Origin of the sequence: Pyramidobacter sp. CG50-2 (genome assembly GCF_003612005.1) — a bacterium.
Taxonomy (GTDB): domain Bacteria; phylum Synergistota; class Synergistia; order Synergistales; family Dethiosulfovibrionaceae; genus Pyramidobacter.
Genome location: NZ_RAWT01000017.1, coordinates 14,780 through 28,413 on the forward strand (window position 1 = coordinate 14,780; position 13,634 = coordinate 28,413).

The following is a 13,634-nucleotide window of genomic DNA, read 5'->3' on the forward strand; positions in this document are numbered from 1 at the left end:
CTCTCCTTTCATAATTGTTCAATGAGTTCTTCCATAAAGGATTCGACGCTGTGTTTCCATGTTTCTGGGGTCCACGTCAGTTCTTTCTTCGAGCGGATGATTTTGTGCCCGTTGTCGCCGTCGCTCACGCAGGGAGGGGAGAGGTATTTCCCTTCCAGACGGCCGATCCAGCGTTCCATTTCTTTCGGAGCGACGGCAATATACCCGTCGGCGGCGCAGCTGCGCCGGCCGATCAGCGAGCCGTCGGAGAGGCTGACCAGACGGATGACGGTGATACCGTCGGAGCGGCCGGACGCAAAGGCCAGACAGCTGCCTTCGGGCAGCGTTTTTGCCGAATCCAGAAGAGCCGTCCTGACGGCCTCGCGGTCGGGCGAAGAGACAGGGGACGGAGGATCGGCGGGTACCGCAAGGCTTTTTTTGAGCTCCGCCAGATTGCGATCCCAGTTGCGGTTGAAAATTTCCGGGGAATCCGCGCGGACGTATTCGACGTCGTCGCCCGCGAAAAGGGCTTTCAGCAGACCGCGGAGCTTGTCTGCGCTGACGGCGAAGACGCTGCCTCGTTCCGCTGTGAACGTGTCCTTCAGTTCCGTCTGCCCGGAGGCGGGGGCCCAGAGGGGGGGACGGATGACTGTTATGACGTCGCCCTTCAGCTGCGCCGCGTAGACGGTGCAGGAAGCGTACTGATCCTGGCAGCCCGTCTCGGCGGCGCGGCGGATCAGTGCCGAGAAAGAATCGGTGTTCTCAGGGGCGGCGCCTGTCGGCGCGGTTTGAAGATTGGCCGGTACGGGATCCCGGGGAAGAGGTTCGGGACTGCCGCCGCTGAACCATGCCCAGCCGCCGAGGGCGGCGCAGAGGGCAAGCCCGGCGGCCAGAAGTTTCGGGCGGCGCGGCCGCGGAGGGCTGTGCCGTTCCGGCTCCGGCGCGGCCGGCCGGATTTCCGCGTCGGGAACGGCGGTCAGCGTCCTGAGGCGGCCGTTGACAAGGATCTTCAGCGTTTCGCTGTCGGGCCAGCCGCCCAGCCGATCTGGAGCGGCGCCGCTCAGGGGGGCGGGGGCCGGGGGCAGTTCGAGCCAGTCGGGGCGAACGATGTTTTTCTTCTGCTCTTCCGTAGCGCGGATTGTGAGAATCCCGTCGACGTCATTGCCACGCCGGATGCCGCTGAAAAATTCCTGCGGCGTCGTCTTCTGCCGGATTTCGCCGGGAACGGCGGCCATGAGCAGACTGATGTTGCGCCGTCCGCGGTGATCGCGCCCGCCGGTGTAAATGCCGGCCAGGCAGAACTCGGGGCCCCAGGGCATCAGCGCGTAGCCGTACCGACCGGGGGCGGGCCAGTAATCGTCCTCCGCCCACGCGTCGGGAATCCGGCGGGGCAGCAGCGGGCGGTCAAGGCCGAAGCGTGCCAGCTGCGACGCATAGGCGTTGTCCAGCCGCACAAGTCCGGCGTGGGAACGGTCTGTCGGCGGGGCCGCCGCGCCTGCCAGGGGGAACCCCGGCGAGGCGGAGTTGACGTTCCAGTCCTGCCCCGCCTCGTTGGCCTCGCCGGAGTTGAACACAAAGTACTTCAGCTTTTCCATGGCGAACAGCGCTCCCCTTTTTACCACGGACAGTCGGGAATGCCTTCGACTTTGAGCCAGACTGTGGCGTAGCTTTGGGTGTGGGAGCCGTCCAGTTTTCTCCAGCCGGCGATGCCCCCGCAGGGAACAGTAATTGTCATAAGAAGCTCGTCATTCTTCGAAAGTGTGCCCTTATTGATGAGGTCTATATCACAGGACTCCGTGCCAGCGGACCACCTGATGTTAAAAGTTTCATTGTACTCAGGCTCGTTTCTGAAACGATGGAAATCGGTGGGATATGTTTTACCTCCGACCTTCAGGTTTAGCTGAAGGTCGCTTCCGAACGTCCAGTTCCGCCCGCTCTCGAGCTTGGCCTTTACAACGGTTAATCTGGCGTCGGCGCCCTTTGCGATGGCGCTGATGTAGTCGATGACCTGCTGAACCTCGTCCTTTTGCGGCGCCCCGGGCCAACGGTCCGTGAAGGCTTTGAGATCTTTTGAAAAAGAATCCAGATCCGAGGGTTCGCAGGTGTCTTTATACTCGCGGAATCGATCGCGCAGAAAGCGGTAATTTTCGGTGAGGACTTTGGACGTCCAGCCTTCCTCCCAGCCGGCCACGCTGTTTTCCGCGGCGCTGGTGTCGCAGGAGCGTGAAAAGTTTGCGAGATCTCTCTTTTTTTGCGCGGAAAAACCCTCAATGTGTTCCTTAGCCTTGGAAAAGTCGTTCTTGGCAAGGCTGTCCGCAATCTTCTTGCCGGCAAAATCGGCGTTCCCGCTTAATAGCTCCTGGAAGCGCTGGGCGACGGCTCCGTGCAGCTCCTGAGCGCTGGCCGTATGCAGTTCATTGACCTCTTTGGCCTTCTCCATGAGGGTAGACATGTAGTCGGCGAAAAGAATGCTCTGGCGCAGATCTTCGCTCCGGATATAGCCCATACGCTGCAAGTAGCTGTCAACGCGGCTCTTTGCGCTCCTCGGCATGTCGGGGTACTGCCGCAGATAGCCGCGCAGCGTTTCCGCAGCGGTTTTGTCGCTGAGCCAGCGGTCGACCAGCGCTTCATACTGCCTGTCCGCCGCGTCCTGGAGGCGCTTTATCTGAGCTTCGGACAGGGTTACGGAGGCTTTCAGCTCTTCGAGCCCGCGGAGGGCCTCTTCGGGGTTTTCCATGCTGCCCGCCGCGGCGATTTTGGCGGAGATCAATTTATCCGCCTGAGAGCTCCTCGATTTCTCGAGAGCGCCGAGCTGAGCGTTCAGCGCTTCTCTGAGCTGATCGTTCATGTGGGGCGAACTCATCAGCGCGCGGAGCTGGGAAGCCGCCCTGTCGTATTCCTGAAGCCCCGATCCCGAGGCTTCGGCTTCTTTGGCGGCGGCGTCCTGGTCTACCGCGGCGATCCAGGCGGCCGCTCCCGCGGGGATGCGGTTCAGCAGCGGCTCGCGCCAGTCAGGGACCAGGTCGATCTGGCGCAGGATGCCCTCGATGTCGTCAAGGGTTTTGACCGTACCGCCCATCATGGCGCCGGCGGCGTAATACCGCTCCGCTTTCTTCACGGCCGCGTAATGCTCCGGCGCCATGGCTGCGAAAGCGTCGTTCGTCAGATAGTCTTTCACAGCCTGAGACCCCTGCTTGAACGAGTCGCTGCGGGAGTCGGGCAGCTCGGCTGCGTCGGCGATCTGCAGATAACCGGCCAGTCCCTTGTAGCTGTCGGCCTCGTAATCGCGGCGCAGCTTCTCGATCTGCGCGCCGGCGTCCTTTCCGGGGGACATGAAGGAGGGCAGGGGAAGGCCCAGCGGCGCGCCGTGGGCGCGGAAATCGTCCAGCGCTTTGATGGCCTCGGGGTAATTCTGCCGGGCCGCTGCGAGCTGCGCGGCTCTTTCGGCGCCGTTCCATCGTGACTTCTGGACGGAATACAATGTTCCCGCGGCCAGGGCAAAGATCCCCAGCGCGGCGGCTGCGAAGATGGAGGCTTTTTTCAGAAGGGAGTTTCTGTCGCGGAGGCGGCGCGCCCGGGCCATATCGTCGAACAGGGATTCCATCGATTCTACGACATTGATCGGCTGATATTCTTCTTCTTTGGGCGGCGTGCGGTCGTCCAGCCACGTGCCGAGCGACGTCACCAGGAAGGTTTTGTCGAACTGGCCTTTTTTGAAAAAAGACCGCTGGCTGCCCGTCTGGCTGGCGGATTTGAGGCCGCTCCACAGATCCAGGAGCTGCTCTGCGGTGACGTCTTTGTCGGCGCCCTGAAGTTTGTCCGCTTTCGTGAACAGGAAATAGATGGGGATGTCGGCTTTTTTCTCCTTGGCGCCGGCTTTTTCGTTCCTGATGTACTGCGAAATGGCCGTGTCAAAGGGCGTGCTTGTCTTGCGGCACTCCGCATAGTTATGCAGCGTATCCCAGGCGGGGATGAAGAAGATCACGCCGTCGGCCATCTCCAGGTCTTCCCTGATTTTCTGGTCTTCCCACCGCGTGCTGTCCACGGTGAAGCCGCCGGGCAGGTCGAAGAGGCGGACTTTCATCCTGTCGCCGACGGTCATGCTCATGTCCACTCTTTTATGCGTGCCGATCTGAGTCCCCTTAAACAAGATGTCGATCAGTTCGTTGACGACCTGGACGGAGTTCAACTCTCGTTCGTCAGGCGGTTCTGTTTGTCCCGGGGCGGCCGTGAGTTTTTCGTTCAGGGGCGCTATGTGGTATTTTTTACCCATGCCTCTTTCGTTCGCGTAAAAATACGACCCCAGAAAAACGGTTTTGCCAACTCCTGACGCTCCCATGATCGCCAGCTTGTACGGTCTCTTCTCCATGCTTCTTCCTCCTGACGGTATTTTCGTGACCATGAACACATACGAAACGTTTGCAGCCGGTCGGAACGCGACGGCTGCGTTTTTTTGCCGGGAAATCCTATCCGTTTCTGGCCGTTTCTTTGATTATTTCCACCTCCTCCCCCTGGCTGCGCAGCCAGTAGTCGATGCCTTTGCCGAAGACTTCGGCGGAAATGGTGTAGGCGCCGTTTTCTTCGGCGAGGATCCTGGCCGTCGGCAGGCGGTCGAGGACAGCTTCGACGTTCAATCCTTTGTAGATGAAGGTGACTTTTTGGAGCGCGCCGCCGAACATGAACTGGATCCGCTTGCGGAACTCCCCCTCTTCGAAGCGGTCTTCGTAGGGCGCGGAAAAGGTCTCGTCCAGCACTTTCAGGCTGGCGATGCGGTCGGCGCGGTAGATGGTGGGGAAGGCGTCGCCCGGCACGTCGAAGGTCCGGCGCGTTTCCTTGTCGTCGATAAAGGCGGCCACGTAGAAGTAGTACTCCGAGAACATCACGGCCGCGGGGCGCAGCTTGCGCCTGACCAGCGACCGGTCTTTGAGGCGGCGGTACTCGATTTCGATGTAATGTTTTTCGCGGATGGCCTGGGCGATCAGCCAGAGCTTATCGATAAAGACGGTGCGATGGTGGGGTTCGACGTAATGGAACGCTTCGTTTTTGATCAGGTCGGTGATCAGTTTCTGATGTTTCTTCGGGACGGAACAGCCGATCAGCTTCCGGAGCGCGGCGAGCATCTCGCGCTTCGTGAAGGCGCGGCTGTCCAAAAGGATCTTGCAGATGGCGAGGACTTCGCTGTTGCTCAGCTTGATGCGCTCGATCCGCTCGAGTCGGTATCCCTTTTCGCGGCGGTCGTAAATAACGTCGTTCCGGACGTTCCCGTCCGCCGCCGCGTCGGATAGGTACGCTCTGACGTCGTCGATGTCGCGCTGGATGCTCCGCATAGTGACGTGGAAACGCAGCGCCTCCTCGCCTTTGTCGAGCGTGTCGCCTTCCATCAGGCGATTGTAAAGGTTCAAGACGCGCTGGATCTTGTTCCTGCCTGCCGCTTTTCCCATGTCCTCTCCTTTTCCGGGCTCTTTTCGCATATCATACTGAATTGCGATGACAGTATTTGTCATTTACAGTCGAAGTGAAAAGATCGCAGAAGAAATTTTTTTCACGAAGCGAATCGATATTTAAACATTTTTTATGGGTCTATTTTTTTGTTGTAAACGCTTTAACGATTATAAAGCATTATTTTTGAAAAGGCCACTGAAAAAAGACTTTTAAGGCATTTGTTGAAACTCCATCTCTCTTTAATAATTCTTAAAGGCATATTCGAAAGCGAGATAGGAGTGAGAATCCTATGATAGGCGAGATGATTCGGCGTTTCCGCAAAGAGAAAGATCTTTCGCAGGCCGAGTTGAGCGAGATGGTAAACATCGTTCAGACGCATATCAGCCGGATCGAACGGGGGCTGGCCATGCCTTCCGTGGAACTGTTGATCCAGCTGGTCCAGACGCTCGAGATCCCCAGCGCGGAACTGCTCGGCGCGTTGGGGCTGTCTGCCGAAACGAGACTGCCGCCCCATGGCTCGGGAGAAATAGAAAAATCCTTGATCCAATTGTTGGAAAGCATGCCTGATCTGAACGACGAACAGCGAAAAAGAGTCCAGGCGTGTCTGGACGATCAGATGGAGATCGCGCGGCTGCGCAGGGCCGTCTCCGGGAGCGGCAAATCAGCCGAATAGAAGCGATCGGAAGTTTGCCGCGAATTTTTCCCGTAAGGCAAATCTGCTATAATATTTCCGAACCGTTTTTTCAGGGCAGGAGGCGGGAGAATGGAACGCAACGACAACTTCTGGTGGTACATCACGCTGCGCGGGCCGGCGGGGCTGGAAGACGTGCTCAGCTCGGCGGCGGAGAGCACGGGCTGCATCGGCTCGACGGTGACGAACGAGGGCGACGCCGTCGACCTGCAGGTTTATTACCGCGCCAATCAGGATCTGGGCGAATGGCTGAAGATGCTGCAGCCGTACCTGGAACCGTGGCGCGAGATCGAGATCAAGGACATGGGGCGGGTGGAGAACCGCGCCTGGAACACGGAGTGGATGGATGCCTTCCCGCCGCTGAACGTGGGCGAGAAGCTGGTCGTCATGGCGCCGTGGCACGCCGGCAAGGAAGATCCCGGCCGTCTGCCCATCTTCATCTATCCCGGCTCGGCGTTCGGCACGGGCTACCATCAGAGCACGCAGGCGGTGCTGACGCTGATGGAGCGCTGGCTGAAGCCGGGCGACGTGGTGGCCGACATCGGCTGCGGCACGGCGATCCTTTCCATCGCGGCGCTGAAGATGGGAGCGGAGCGCGCCTACGCCCGCGACCTCGATCCGTCCGTCGTGCGCGAGGCGGTGCGCAACACGCTGGAACTGAACGGCATCGCCGAGGAGAAACTCGACATCGCCGTCGGCGATCTGCTCAAGGGCTTTGAACATAAAGTCGACCTGCTGCTGGCCAACATCCTTTACGAGCCGAACCTGGCCATGCTGCCCGACGTGGCGGGCGCGCTCAACCCCGGCGGGCGGGCGATCTTCTCGGGGCTGGTCGTCGAAGAGGGCGAGAAGTTCAAGGAAAAGCTTGCGGAAAACGGCTTGCGCCTCGTCGACGAAGTGCGGCTGGACGACTGGTGCGGTCTTGCCGTCGCCAGGCTCTGAGCCGCTGCGGGGGCGTCGCGTCACCGTTCAGGCGCTGGGTTGCCGCACGAACCTCGCCGAGGCGGAAGCGCTGGCCTCGGCGTTTCAGCGCCGCGGCGCGCTGATCGTGGACGAGCCGCCCTACGACGCGGCCGTGATCGTGACCTGTTCGGTGACGGCCGCGGCCGACCGCAAGAGCCGCCAGCTGATCAACCGCTGCCGCCGCGCAGGAAAAAACGTCTGCGTCGCCGTGTGCGGCTGCTGGGCGCAGGGCGTCGGCGAGAAAAAAGCCGCGGCGATGGGCGTCGATCTGCTGATCGGCAACCGCCTCAAGAGCGAACTGCCCGGCCGCGTCGCGCAATGGCTGGCGGGGCATAAGCGCCCCTTTGAAGCCGTGCGGGGCGAGATGGGGCGGAAATGGGACGCGCTGGAACTGGAACGCTCCCCCTATTTCGGGCGCGCGTTCGTGAAGGTGCAGGACGGCTGCGACCACCGCTGCACGTACTGTATCGTCCCCGTTCTGCGCGGTCCCTCGGTCAGTCGGCCCGCAGCCGACATTCTTGCCGAGGCGCGCCGCTGCGCGGCGGCCGGGCAGTTCGAGCTGATCCTGACGGGCGTGCATCTGGGGCTTTTCGGCCGCGACAGCGGCGAATCCTTTGCGGCCCTGATCCGCGAACTTGACAAAATCGAGGGAATAAAGCGCCTGCGTTTCGGTTCTCTGGAGCCGTTTTCCATCGGCGACGATCTGCTCGAGGCGCTGGCGCAGTCGCCGCGGTTCTGCCGCCATCTTCATCTGCCCGTGCAGTCCGGCGACGACGAGATCCTGCGCCGCATGGGGCGCGGGCACACGGCCGCGGATTATCTGAAGCTGGTCGAGCGTCTTCGCGCGGCGCTGGGAAGCGACCTGCACATCTCCACCGACGTGATGTGCGCGTTCCCCGGCGAGAGCGAGACGGCCTTCGAAAACACGCTGGCGCTGCTTGAGGCGGCGCGCGTCGGCCGCGTGCACGGCTTCCGTTATTCGCCGCGCCCCGGCACGCCGGCGGCGGCCATGCCCGGACAGATCCCGGCGGAGATCGCGCTCGCCCGCGCCGAACGCCTGAAAAAAGCGGGGCGGGAATGTTTGGCCGCGGAGGCGCGGCGCTGGATCGGGCGCGCAGTGGAAGTGCTTTTCGAAGGGAGACAGCGCGGCCATGCGCAGGGATATACGCGCGGCTATTTTGAATTCCGTCCCGAGAGGGAAAGTATTTATGACGAACTGCGGAAAATGACGGTGATATCGAGCAAAAACGGGGTTCTTTGGGGCCGTTAGGAAGAAAAAGACCGGCTGTCGATAATTGCCTATTGTCGGAAGCAGTTCAAGAGTGATAAAATAATCGCTATGCGAGGTGACGACGATGGAATCCTGTCCATTTTGCGCGATCGTGCAGAAGCGGCTTCCCGCGGAGACTGTGTACGAGGACGAGAATGCCCTGGCTTTTCGCGACATCAGGCCGCAGGCGCCCGTTCACGTGCTGATCGTGCCGAAGGAGCATGTCGGTTCTGCCGACGAGGTGCAGGATCCCGCCCTCTGGAGCCGGCTGATGCCGGCCGTCAAGGCGACGGCGGCGAAGCTCGGCGTGTCCGGCGGATACCGGCTCGTCGTCAACTGCGGCGAATCTGCTGGTCAGACAGTCCCCCACCTTCATATCCATTTACTAGCGGGGCGAGGGCTCCAATGGCCCCCGGGTTAAAAGTTTGATGCAGGTGGAGCAGAAAGGAGGGAATTGTTTTGACGACAGTCGTTAGAAAAGACAACGAATCGATCGAAGACGTCCTTCGTCGTTTTAAGAGAGACGTCTCCAAAGCGGGAGTCCTTCGCGAGGCCCGGAAGAAAGAACACTACGAGAAACCCAGCGAGGCGAGAAAGCGCAAGCGCCAGGAACTCTCTCGCAGAAAAGTCAGGGGGTAAGCAGCCGTGAGCACTTTGACCGATCGGGTTTCCGCCGATCTGAAGACGGCCATGAAAGAGCACCGGGAGCTCGAGCTTTCCGTGTTCCGCATGCTCAAGGCCGAGCTTCAGAAGTTTCAGGCCGACAAGGGCGTCAGCTACGAACTGACCGACGACGACGTGATTTCCCTCGTCGGCCGTCTGGTGAAGCAGCGCCGGGAAGCGGCGGAGCAGTACAAGGCGGCGGGCGCGGGCGACCGCGCCGAGAGCGAGCTCGCCGAGATCGAAGTTCTTGACGCCTACCTTCCCGCCCAGCTCAGCGCCGAAGAAGTGGAGACGCTCGTGCGCGAAACGGCCGCCGAGATCGGCGCTGCTGCGCCCAAGGACATGGGCAGAGTGATGAAGGCTGTCATGCCCCGGCTGAAAGGCCAGGCTGACGGCGCGCTTGTCAAGGACGTTGTGATGCGCGTCCTGCAAGGTTGAGTATTGCGTGAAACGGGTCTGGAGTTTTCCTCCGGATCCGTTTTTTTTGAAGGCATTGATACTCGTTCTTGATCGATTGATCGAAGGAAAGGAGTTGTCAGAATCGATGAGATGCCCTCAGTGTGGTTCCATGGAGACTCGCGTGATGGAAACGCGCACCGCCGAAGAGGGACGCACGATCCGCCGCCGCCGCGAGTGCACGGCCTGCGGGTTCCGCTTCACGACCTACGAGCGCGTGGAAGAGCGAAAAGTGCTGTGGATCTCCAAGAAAGACGGGCGCCGCGAGGCCTTCGACCGCAGCAAGCTGGTCCGCGGCATCAGCCGCGCCTGCGAGCGCCTTCCCGTTTCCCTCGACACCATCGAGGACGTGGCCGCCCGCATCGAAGCGCGCCTGCGCGAAAGCGGCGACGAAGTTTCCAGCATGGCGATCGGCGAACTGGTCATGAAAGAGCTGGCCGAGATCAACAAAGTGGCTTACGTGCGCTTCGCTTCGGTGTATCGCGAGTTCACCGACCTTTCCAGCTTTCAGCGGGAAATCGCCAAACTGGTCTCCCGCGCCGGGCAGCCGGAAGCAGCCGGCGAAAAGAAAGAGGAGAAGAACGCCCCGAAGAAGTGAAATCTTCCATGCTCGATGCGCACAGATCGGTCTTTATGTGAGATAATAAACCGGTTACACCGACAAAAACATCGCCGCGGCTTTTCCTGCGGCGAAAAGGAGAGAGAGTCCTGCTATGCGTTCTCTGAACGTTCCCAATCTCTTGAGCCTGTCGCGCATTTTTTTGGCTCCGTTCGTGATGGTTCTGCTGCTGTACACGCGCATCGGCCGGGGCATTCCTTTTCTCAGCGCTTACGGCCTTGACCTGACCTACAGCGACCTGCTGGCCGGTCTGGTCTTTATTATTGCGGCGCTGACCGATACCGTCGACGGCTACATCGCGCGCAAGAAGGGGCTGATCACCAATCTCGGCAAATTCATCGACCCGCTCAGCGACAAGGTGCTGGTCATGGCCGCCCTGATCGCGCTGCTGGAGCTGCACCGCCTCAGCGGCTGGATGGTGATGGTCATCGTCGCCCGCGATTTCATGGTCAGCGGCCTGCGCATGGTGGCCGCCGCCGAGGGGCAGGTCATCGCCGCGTCCCGGCTCGGCAAGTTGAAGACCGTTTCTCAGATCGTCGCCATCGTGATGATGATCTTCAGGATTCCCTATGCGATCTATGTGATGTATTTCAGCATCGTGCTCACCGTCTGGTCGGGCGTGGTCTACGTGGCCAACGGCTGGGAACTGATCACCGACGCTGATTGATTTCGTAAATGCCAGGGCCGCCCGTGCGGCCTTTGTGAAAAAATATATTCCGGACTCGCGTCACCCGGTTTTTTTACGAGAGGTGGAAGGTTTATGTTCGAATCACTGAAACGCGCCATGGGGCTCGATCCCAACGAAAACGCCCTGAAGCGCTACCGCAGGAAGGTCGAGGAGATCAACGCGCTCGAGCCGAGGATCCAGGCCTTGAGCGACGAGCAGATCCTGGCCCGCGCCCTGGAGATCAAGGCCGACATTCAGAACGGCGCCGGGCTTGACGGGCATCTGGCGGAAGTTTTCGCGATGGCCCGCGAAGAAGCGAAGCGCAAGCTGGGGCTGCGTCCCTTCGACGTGCAGCTGATCGGCGCCATGGCCCTGAACGACGCCAACATCGCCGAGATGAAGACCGGCGAAGGCAAGACGCTGGTCGCGCCGATCGCCGTGATCCTCAACGCCTACAAGGGCGAGGGCGTGCACGTGGTCACCGTCAACGACTATCTGGCCCGCCGCGACGCCAACTGGATGGCGCCGCTGTACGCCGCCATGGGGCTGAGCGTGGCCGTGATCTACGCCTTCATGGATCCCGAAGAGCGCAAAAAAGCCTACCGGGCCGACATCACCTACGGCACGAACAGCGAGTTCGGCTTCGACTACCTGCGCGACAACATGGTCCTCCAGGCCGACGAGATGGTGCAGCGCGGGCATTCCTACTGCATCGTCGACGAAGTGGACTCCATCCTCATCGACGAAGCCCGCACGCCGCTGATCATCTCCGGCCCTTCCGAGGACGACACCGGCGCCTACATGAAGGCCGACCAGATCGCCACGCAGCTCAAGGGCGTGTTCAAGGACCCCAACGAGATCGAAGTGCACAGCTTCCTGCTCGACGACAAGGACCGTCCCGAGCCGGACGGCGATTTCGTCGTCGACGAAAAGGAAAAGACCGTCGTGCTCACCTCGAAGGGCATCGCCAAGTGCGAGCAGCTCCTCAAGACGCCCGGCCTGTTCTCCGACATGGCGCACGCCGACATGGCCCACAAGATCAATCAGGCGCTCAAGGCCCATTATCTGTTCAAGAAAGACGTGCATTACGTCATCAAGGACGGCGAGATCGTCATCGTCGACGAGTTCCGCGGCCGCCTGATGTTCGGCCGCCGTTTCTCGGACGGACTGCACCAGGCCATCGAGGCCAAGGAACACGTCAAAGTCGGCAAGGAGAGCCAGACTCTCGCCACCATCACGATCCAGAACTACTTCAGGATGTACAAGAAGCTGGCCGGCATGACCGGAACCGCCGCCACCGAGGCCGAGGAGTTCAAGGACATCTATCATCTCGGCGTCGTCGTCATCCCCACCAACAAACCGGTGATCCGCAAGGACTGGCCGGATCAGGTCTACCGCACCATGGACGAGAAATTCGCGGCCGTGGTCGAAGAGATCGAGAAGATCCACGCCGCCGGCCGCCCCGTGCTGGTCGGCACCGTTTCCGTGGCGGTTTCCGAGCACGTCAGCAGGCTGCTGCGCGCCCGACGCATTCCCCATCAGGTGCTGAACGCCCGCTACCACGAGAAAGAATCGGCCATCGTCGCTCAGGCCGGCCGCTTCAACGCCGTTACCGTCGCCACCAACATGGCCGGCCGCGGCACCGACATCCTGCTGGGCGGCAATCCCGATTTCCTCGCCCGCGAGGAGTACCGCGCCAAAAATCTCGATCCCGCCAAGGACGCGGAGAAGTGCGCGGCCATCCTCGAGCAGATGAAGACCCTCTGCGCCGCCGAAAAGGAAAAAGTGCTCGAACTGGGCGGCCTCTGCATCCTCGGCACCGAGCGCCACGAGTCGCGCCGCATCGACAATCAGCTGCGCGGCCGCGCCGGCCGTCAGGGCGACCCCGGCAGCTCGCGCTTTTATCTGTCCCTCGAGGACGATCTGCTGAGGCTGTTCGGTTCGGACCGCATCGGCGGCATGCTCGACAAGCTCGGCATGGAGAAAGGCGAATCCATCGAGCATCCGCTGCTGACCCGCGCCATCGAGAACGCCCAGAAGAAAGTGGAAATGATGCACTACGACGTGCGCCGCCAGCTGCTGCTCTACGACAACGTCATGAATCAGCAGCGCGAGGCCGTTTACGCCGAGCGCTCGACCATCCTCGGCGATCCGGAGATCCTCGAACACGCCCGGGAGATCGCCGTCAGCAACGTTGACGACATCATCGACGCGGCCTTCCCCGAAGACAAGGAAGCCAATCCCGTTTACGCCGCCAACAAGCTGCGCGGCATTTACTGGCCGGGCATCGAGAAGGCGCTGGCCGGAGCCGACGACCGCCGCAACGTCATGCCTGCCGCCGAAAAGATGAAGGAAGAGATTTCCGCCCGCTTCGACGAGCGGGTCGACAAGCTCGAGCCGGCCGTGGCCGAAGGGCTGTTCCGCTTCATCGCCCTGCACGTGCTCGACGGCGCCTGGAAAGAGCATCTGCTCGGCATGGACGTGCTGCGCCAGGGCATCGGCCTGCGCGCCGTCGGGCAGAAGGACCCGCTCATGGAGTATCAGTTCGAGTCCTTCAACCTCTTTCAGGAGACCATGGCCCACGTGCGCGAGCAGATCACGCAGCTGTTCTTCCGCGTCGCCATCGTCTCCGACGAAGACCGCCTGCGCCGCGCCGCGCCCGCCGCGATGAGGGAACACCGCGGCTCCGCCCCCGCGCCGTCGAAGGCGGCGGCCGAGGAACTGGGCTTCAACCCGCAGAACTCGCGCGGCAGCTACTTTGCGAACTACAATACGGGCGGCGAACGCCCCCAACCGGTGCGCGTCAAGAAAGTCGGACGCAACGATCCCTGCCCCTGCGGCAGCGGCAAGAAGTACAAAAACTGCTGCGGCAGAAACCTCTAGG

12 protein-coding genes are annotated in these 13,634 nt (G+C 61.2%); 9 read left to right on the forward strand and 3 right to left on the reverse strand.

Annotation, left to right across the window (positions count from 1 at the left end):
- Positions 1-8 precede the first annotated feature (8 nt).
- The 3 genes from D7D26_RS05075 to D7D26_RS05085 form a co-directional block, all read right to left on the reverse strand.
- Entirely contained in the window at positions 9-1,601 is a 1,593-nt protein-coding gene (locus D7D26_RS05075) for a hypothetical protein (protein ID WP_233543469.1), read from the reverse strand.
- A complete protein-coding gene (locus D7D26_RS05080) occupies positions 1,595-4,348 on the reverse strand; it encodes a GTPase domain-containing protein (RefSeq protein ID WP_120372297.1) in 2,754 nt (917 codons plus the stop codon). The genes D7D26_RS05075 and D7D26_RS05080 overlap by 7 nt, the downstream gene beginning before the upstream one ends.
- 97 nt (positions 4,349-4,445) lie before the next feature.
- Positions 4,446-5,420, reverse strand: a complete 975-nt coding sequence (locus D7D26_RS05085; protein WP_199674699.1) for a helix-turn-helix transcriptional regulator — start codon at positions 5,418-5,420, stop codon at positions 4,446-4,448.
- 302 nt (positions 5,421-5,722) lie between these two features.
- Here D7D26_RS05085 and D7D26_RS05090 point away from each other — a divergent pair, with 302 nt between their 5' ends.
- From D7D26_RS05090 to secA, 9 genes are all read left to right on the forward strand, one after another.
- Positions 5,723-6,094: a helix-turn-helix domain-containing protein gene (locus D7D26_RS05090; RefSeq protein WP_158606277.1), complete on the forward strand. Its 372-nt coding sequence runs from the start codon at positions 5,723-5,725 to the stop codon at positions 6,092-6,094.
- 90 nt (positions 6,095-6,184) lie between these two features.
- Positions 6,185-7,054, forward strand: a complete 870-nt coding sequence (locus D7D26_RS05095; protein WP_120372300.1) for a 50S ribosomal protein L11 methyltransferase — start codon at positions 6,185-6,187, stop codon at positions 7,052-7,054.
- Entirely contained in the window at positions 7,035-8,345 is a 1,311-nt protein-coding gene (locus D7D26_RS05100; RefSeq protein WP_120372301.1) for a MiaB/RimO family radical SAM methylthiotransferase, read from the forward strand. The genes D7D26_RS05095 and D7D26_RS05100 overlap by 20 nt, the downstream gene beginning before the upstream one ends.
- An 85-nt stretch (positions 8,346-8,430) precedes the next feature.
- Positions 8,431-8,766, forward strand: coding sequence for a histidine triad nucleotide-binding protein (locus D7D26_RS05105; protein ID WP_120372302.1), 336 nt, complete (start codon positions 8,431-8,433; stop codon positions 8,764-8,766).
- Positions 8,767-8,804: 38 nt separating this feature from the next.
- Positions 8,805-8,984 (forward strand): 30S ribosomal protein S21, encoded by a 180-nt coding sequence (rpsU, locus tag D7D26_RS05110; protein ID WP_009165205.1) that lies wholly within the window; start codon positions 8,805-8,807, stop codon positions 8,982-8,984.
- A gap of 6 nt (positions 8,985-8,990) precedes the next feature.
- On the forward strand, positions 8,991-9,446 hold the full coding sequence (locus tag D7D26_RS05115; RefSeq protein ID WP_078017036.1) for a GatB/YqeY domain-containing protein: 456 nt from the start codon (positions 8,991-8,993) through the stop codon (positions 9,444-9,446).
- Between the two features lie 106 nt (positions 9,447-9,552).
- A complete protein-coding gene (nrdR, locus tag D7D26_RS05120; protein ID WP_078017035.1) occupies positions 9,553-10,062 on the forward strand; it encodes a transcriptional regulator NrdR in 510 nt (169 codons plus the stop codon).
- Positions 10,063-10,177: 115 nt separating this feature from the next.
- Positions 10,178-10,750: a CDP-diacylglycerol--glycerol-3-phosphate 3-phosphatidyltransferase gene (gene pgsA, locus D7D26_RS05125; RefSeq protein ID WP_078017034.1), complete on the forward strand. Its 573-nt coding sequence runs from the start codon at positions 10,178-10,180 to the stop codon at positions 10,748-10,750.
- A 93-nt stretch (positions 10,751-10,843) separates the two neighbouring features.
- Positions 10,844-13,633 carry a preprotein translocase subunit SecA gene (gene secA, locus D7D26_RS05130; protein WP_120372303.1) on the forward strand — a complete coding sequence of 930 codons (2,790 nt, stop codon included), beginning with the start codon at positions 10,844-10,846 and terminating at the stop codon, positions 13,631-13,633.
- Position 13,634: the final 1 nt, after the last annotated feature.

What these genes read in the sequence shown, in the direction of transcription:
- pgsA (WP_078017034.1), top strand. Translation starts at nt 10,178, where the DNA reads ATGCGTTCTCTGAACGTTCCCAATCTCTTGAGCCTGTCGCGCATTTTT.
- D7D26_RS05105 (WP_120372302.1), top strand. Translation starts at nt 8,431, where the DNA reads ATGGAATCCTGTCCATTTTGCGCGATCGTGCAGAAGCGGCTTCCCGCG.
- nrdR (WP_078017035.1), top strand. Translation starts at nt 9,553, where the DNA reads ATGAGATGCCCTCAGTGTGGTTCCATGGAGACTCGCGTGATGGAAACG.
- secA (WP_120372303.1), top strand. Translation starts at nt 10,844, where the DNA reads ATGTTCGAATCACTGAAACGCGCCATGGGGCTCGATCCCAACGAAAAC.
- D7D26_RS05080 (WP_120372297.1), bottom strand. Translation starts at nt 4,348, where the DNA reads ATGGAGAAGAGACCGTACAAGCTGGCGATCATGGGAGCGTCAGGAGTT.
- D7D26_RS05085 (WP_199674699.1), bottom strand. Translation starts at nt 5,420, where the DNA reads ATGGGAAAAGCGGCAGGCAGGAACAAGATCCAGCGCGTCTTGAACCTT.
- D7D26_RS05090 (WP_158606277.1), top strand. Translation starts at nt 5,723, where the DNA reads ATGATTCGGCGTTTCCGCAAAGAGAAAGATCTTTCGCAGGCCGAGTTG.
- D7D26_RS05095 (WP_120372300.1), top strand. Translation starts at nt 6,185, where the DNA reads ATGGAACGCAACGACAACTTCTGGTGGTACATCACGCTGCGCGGGCCG.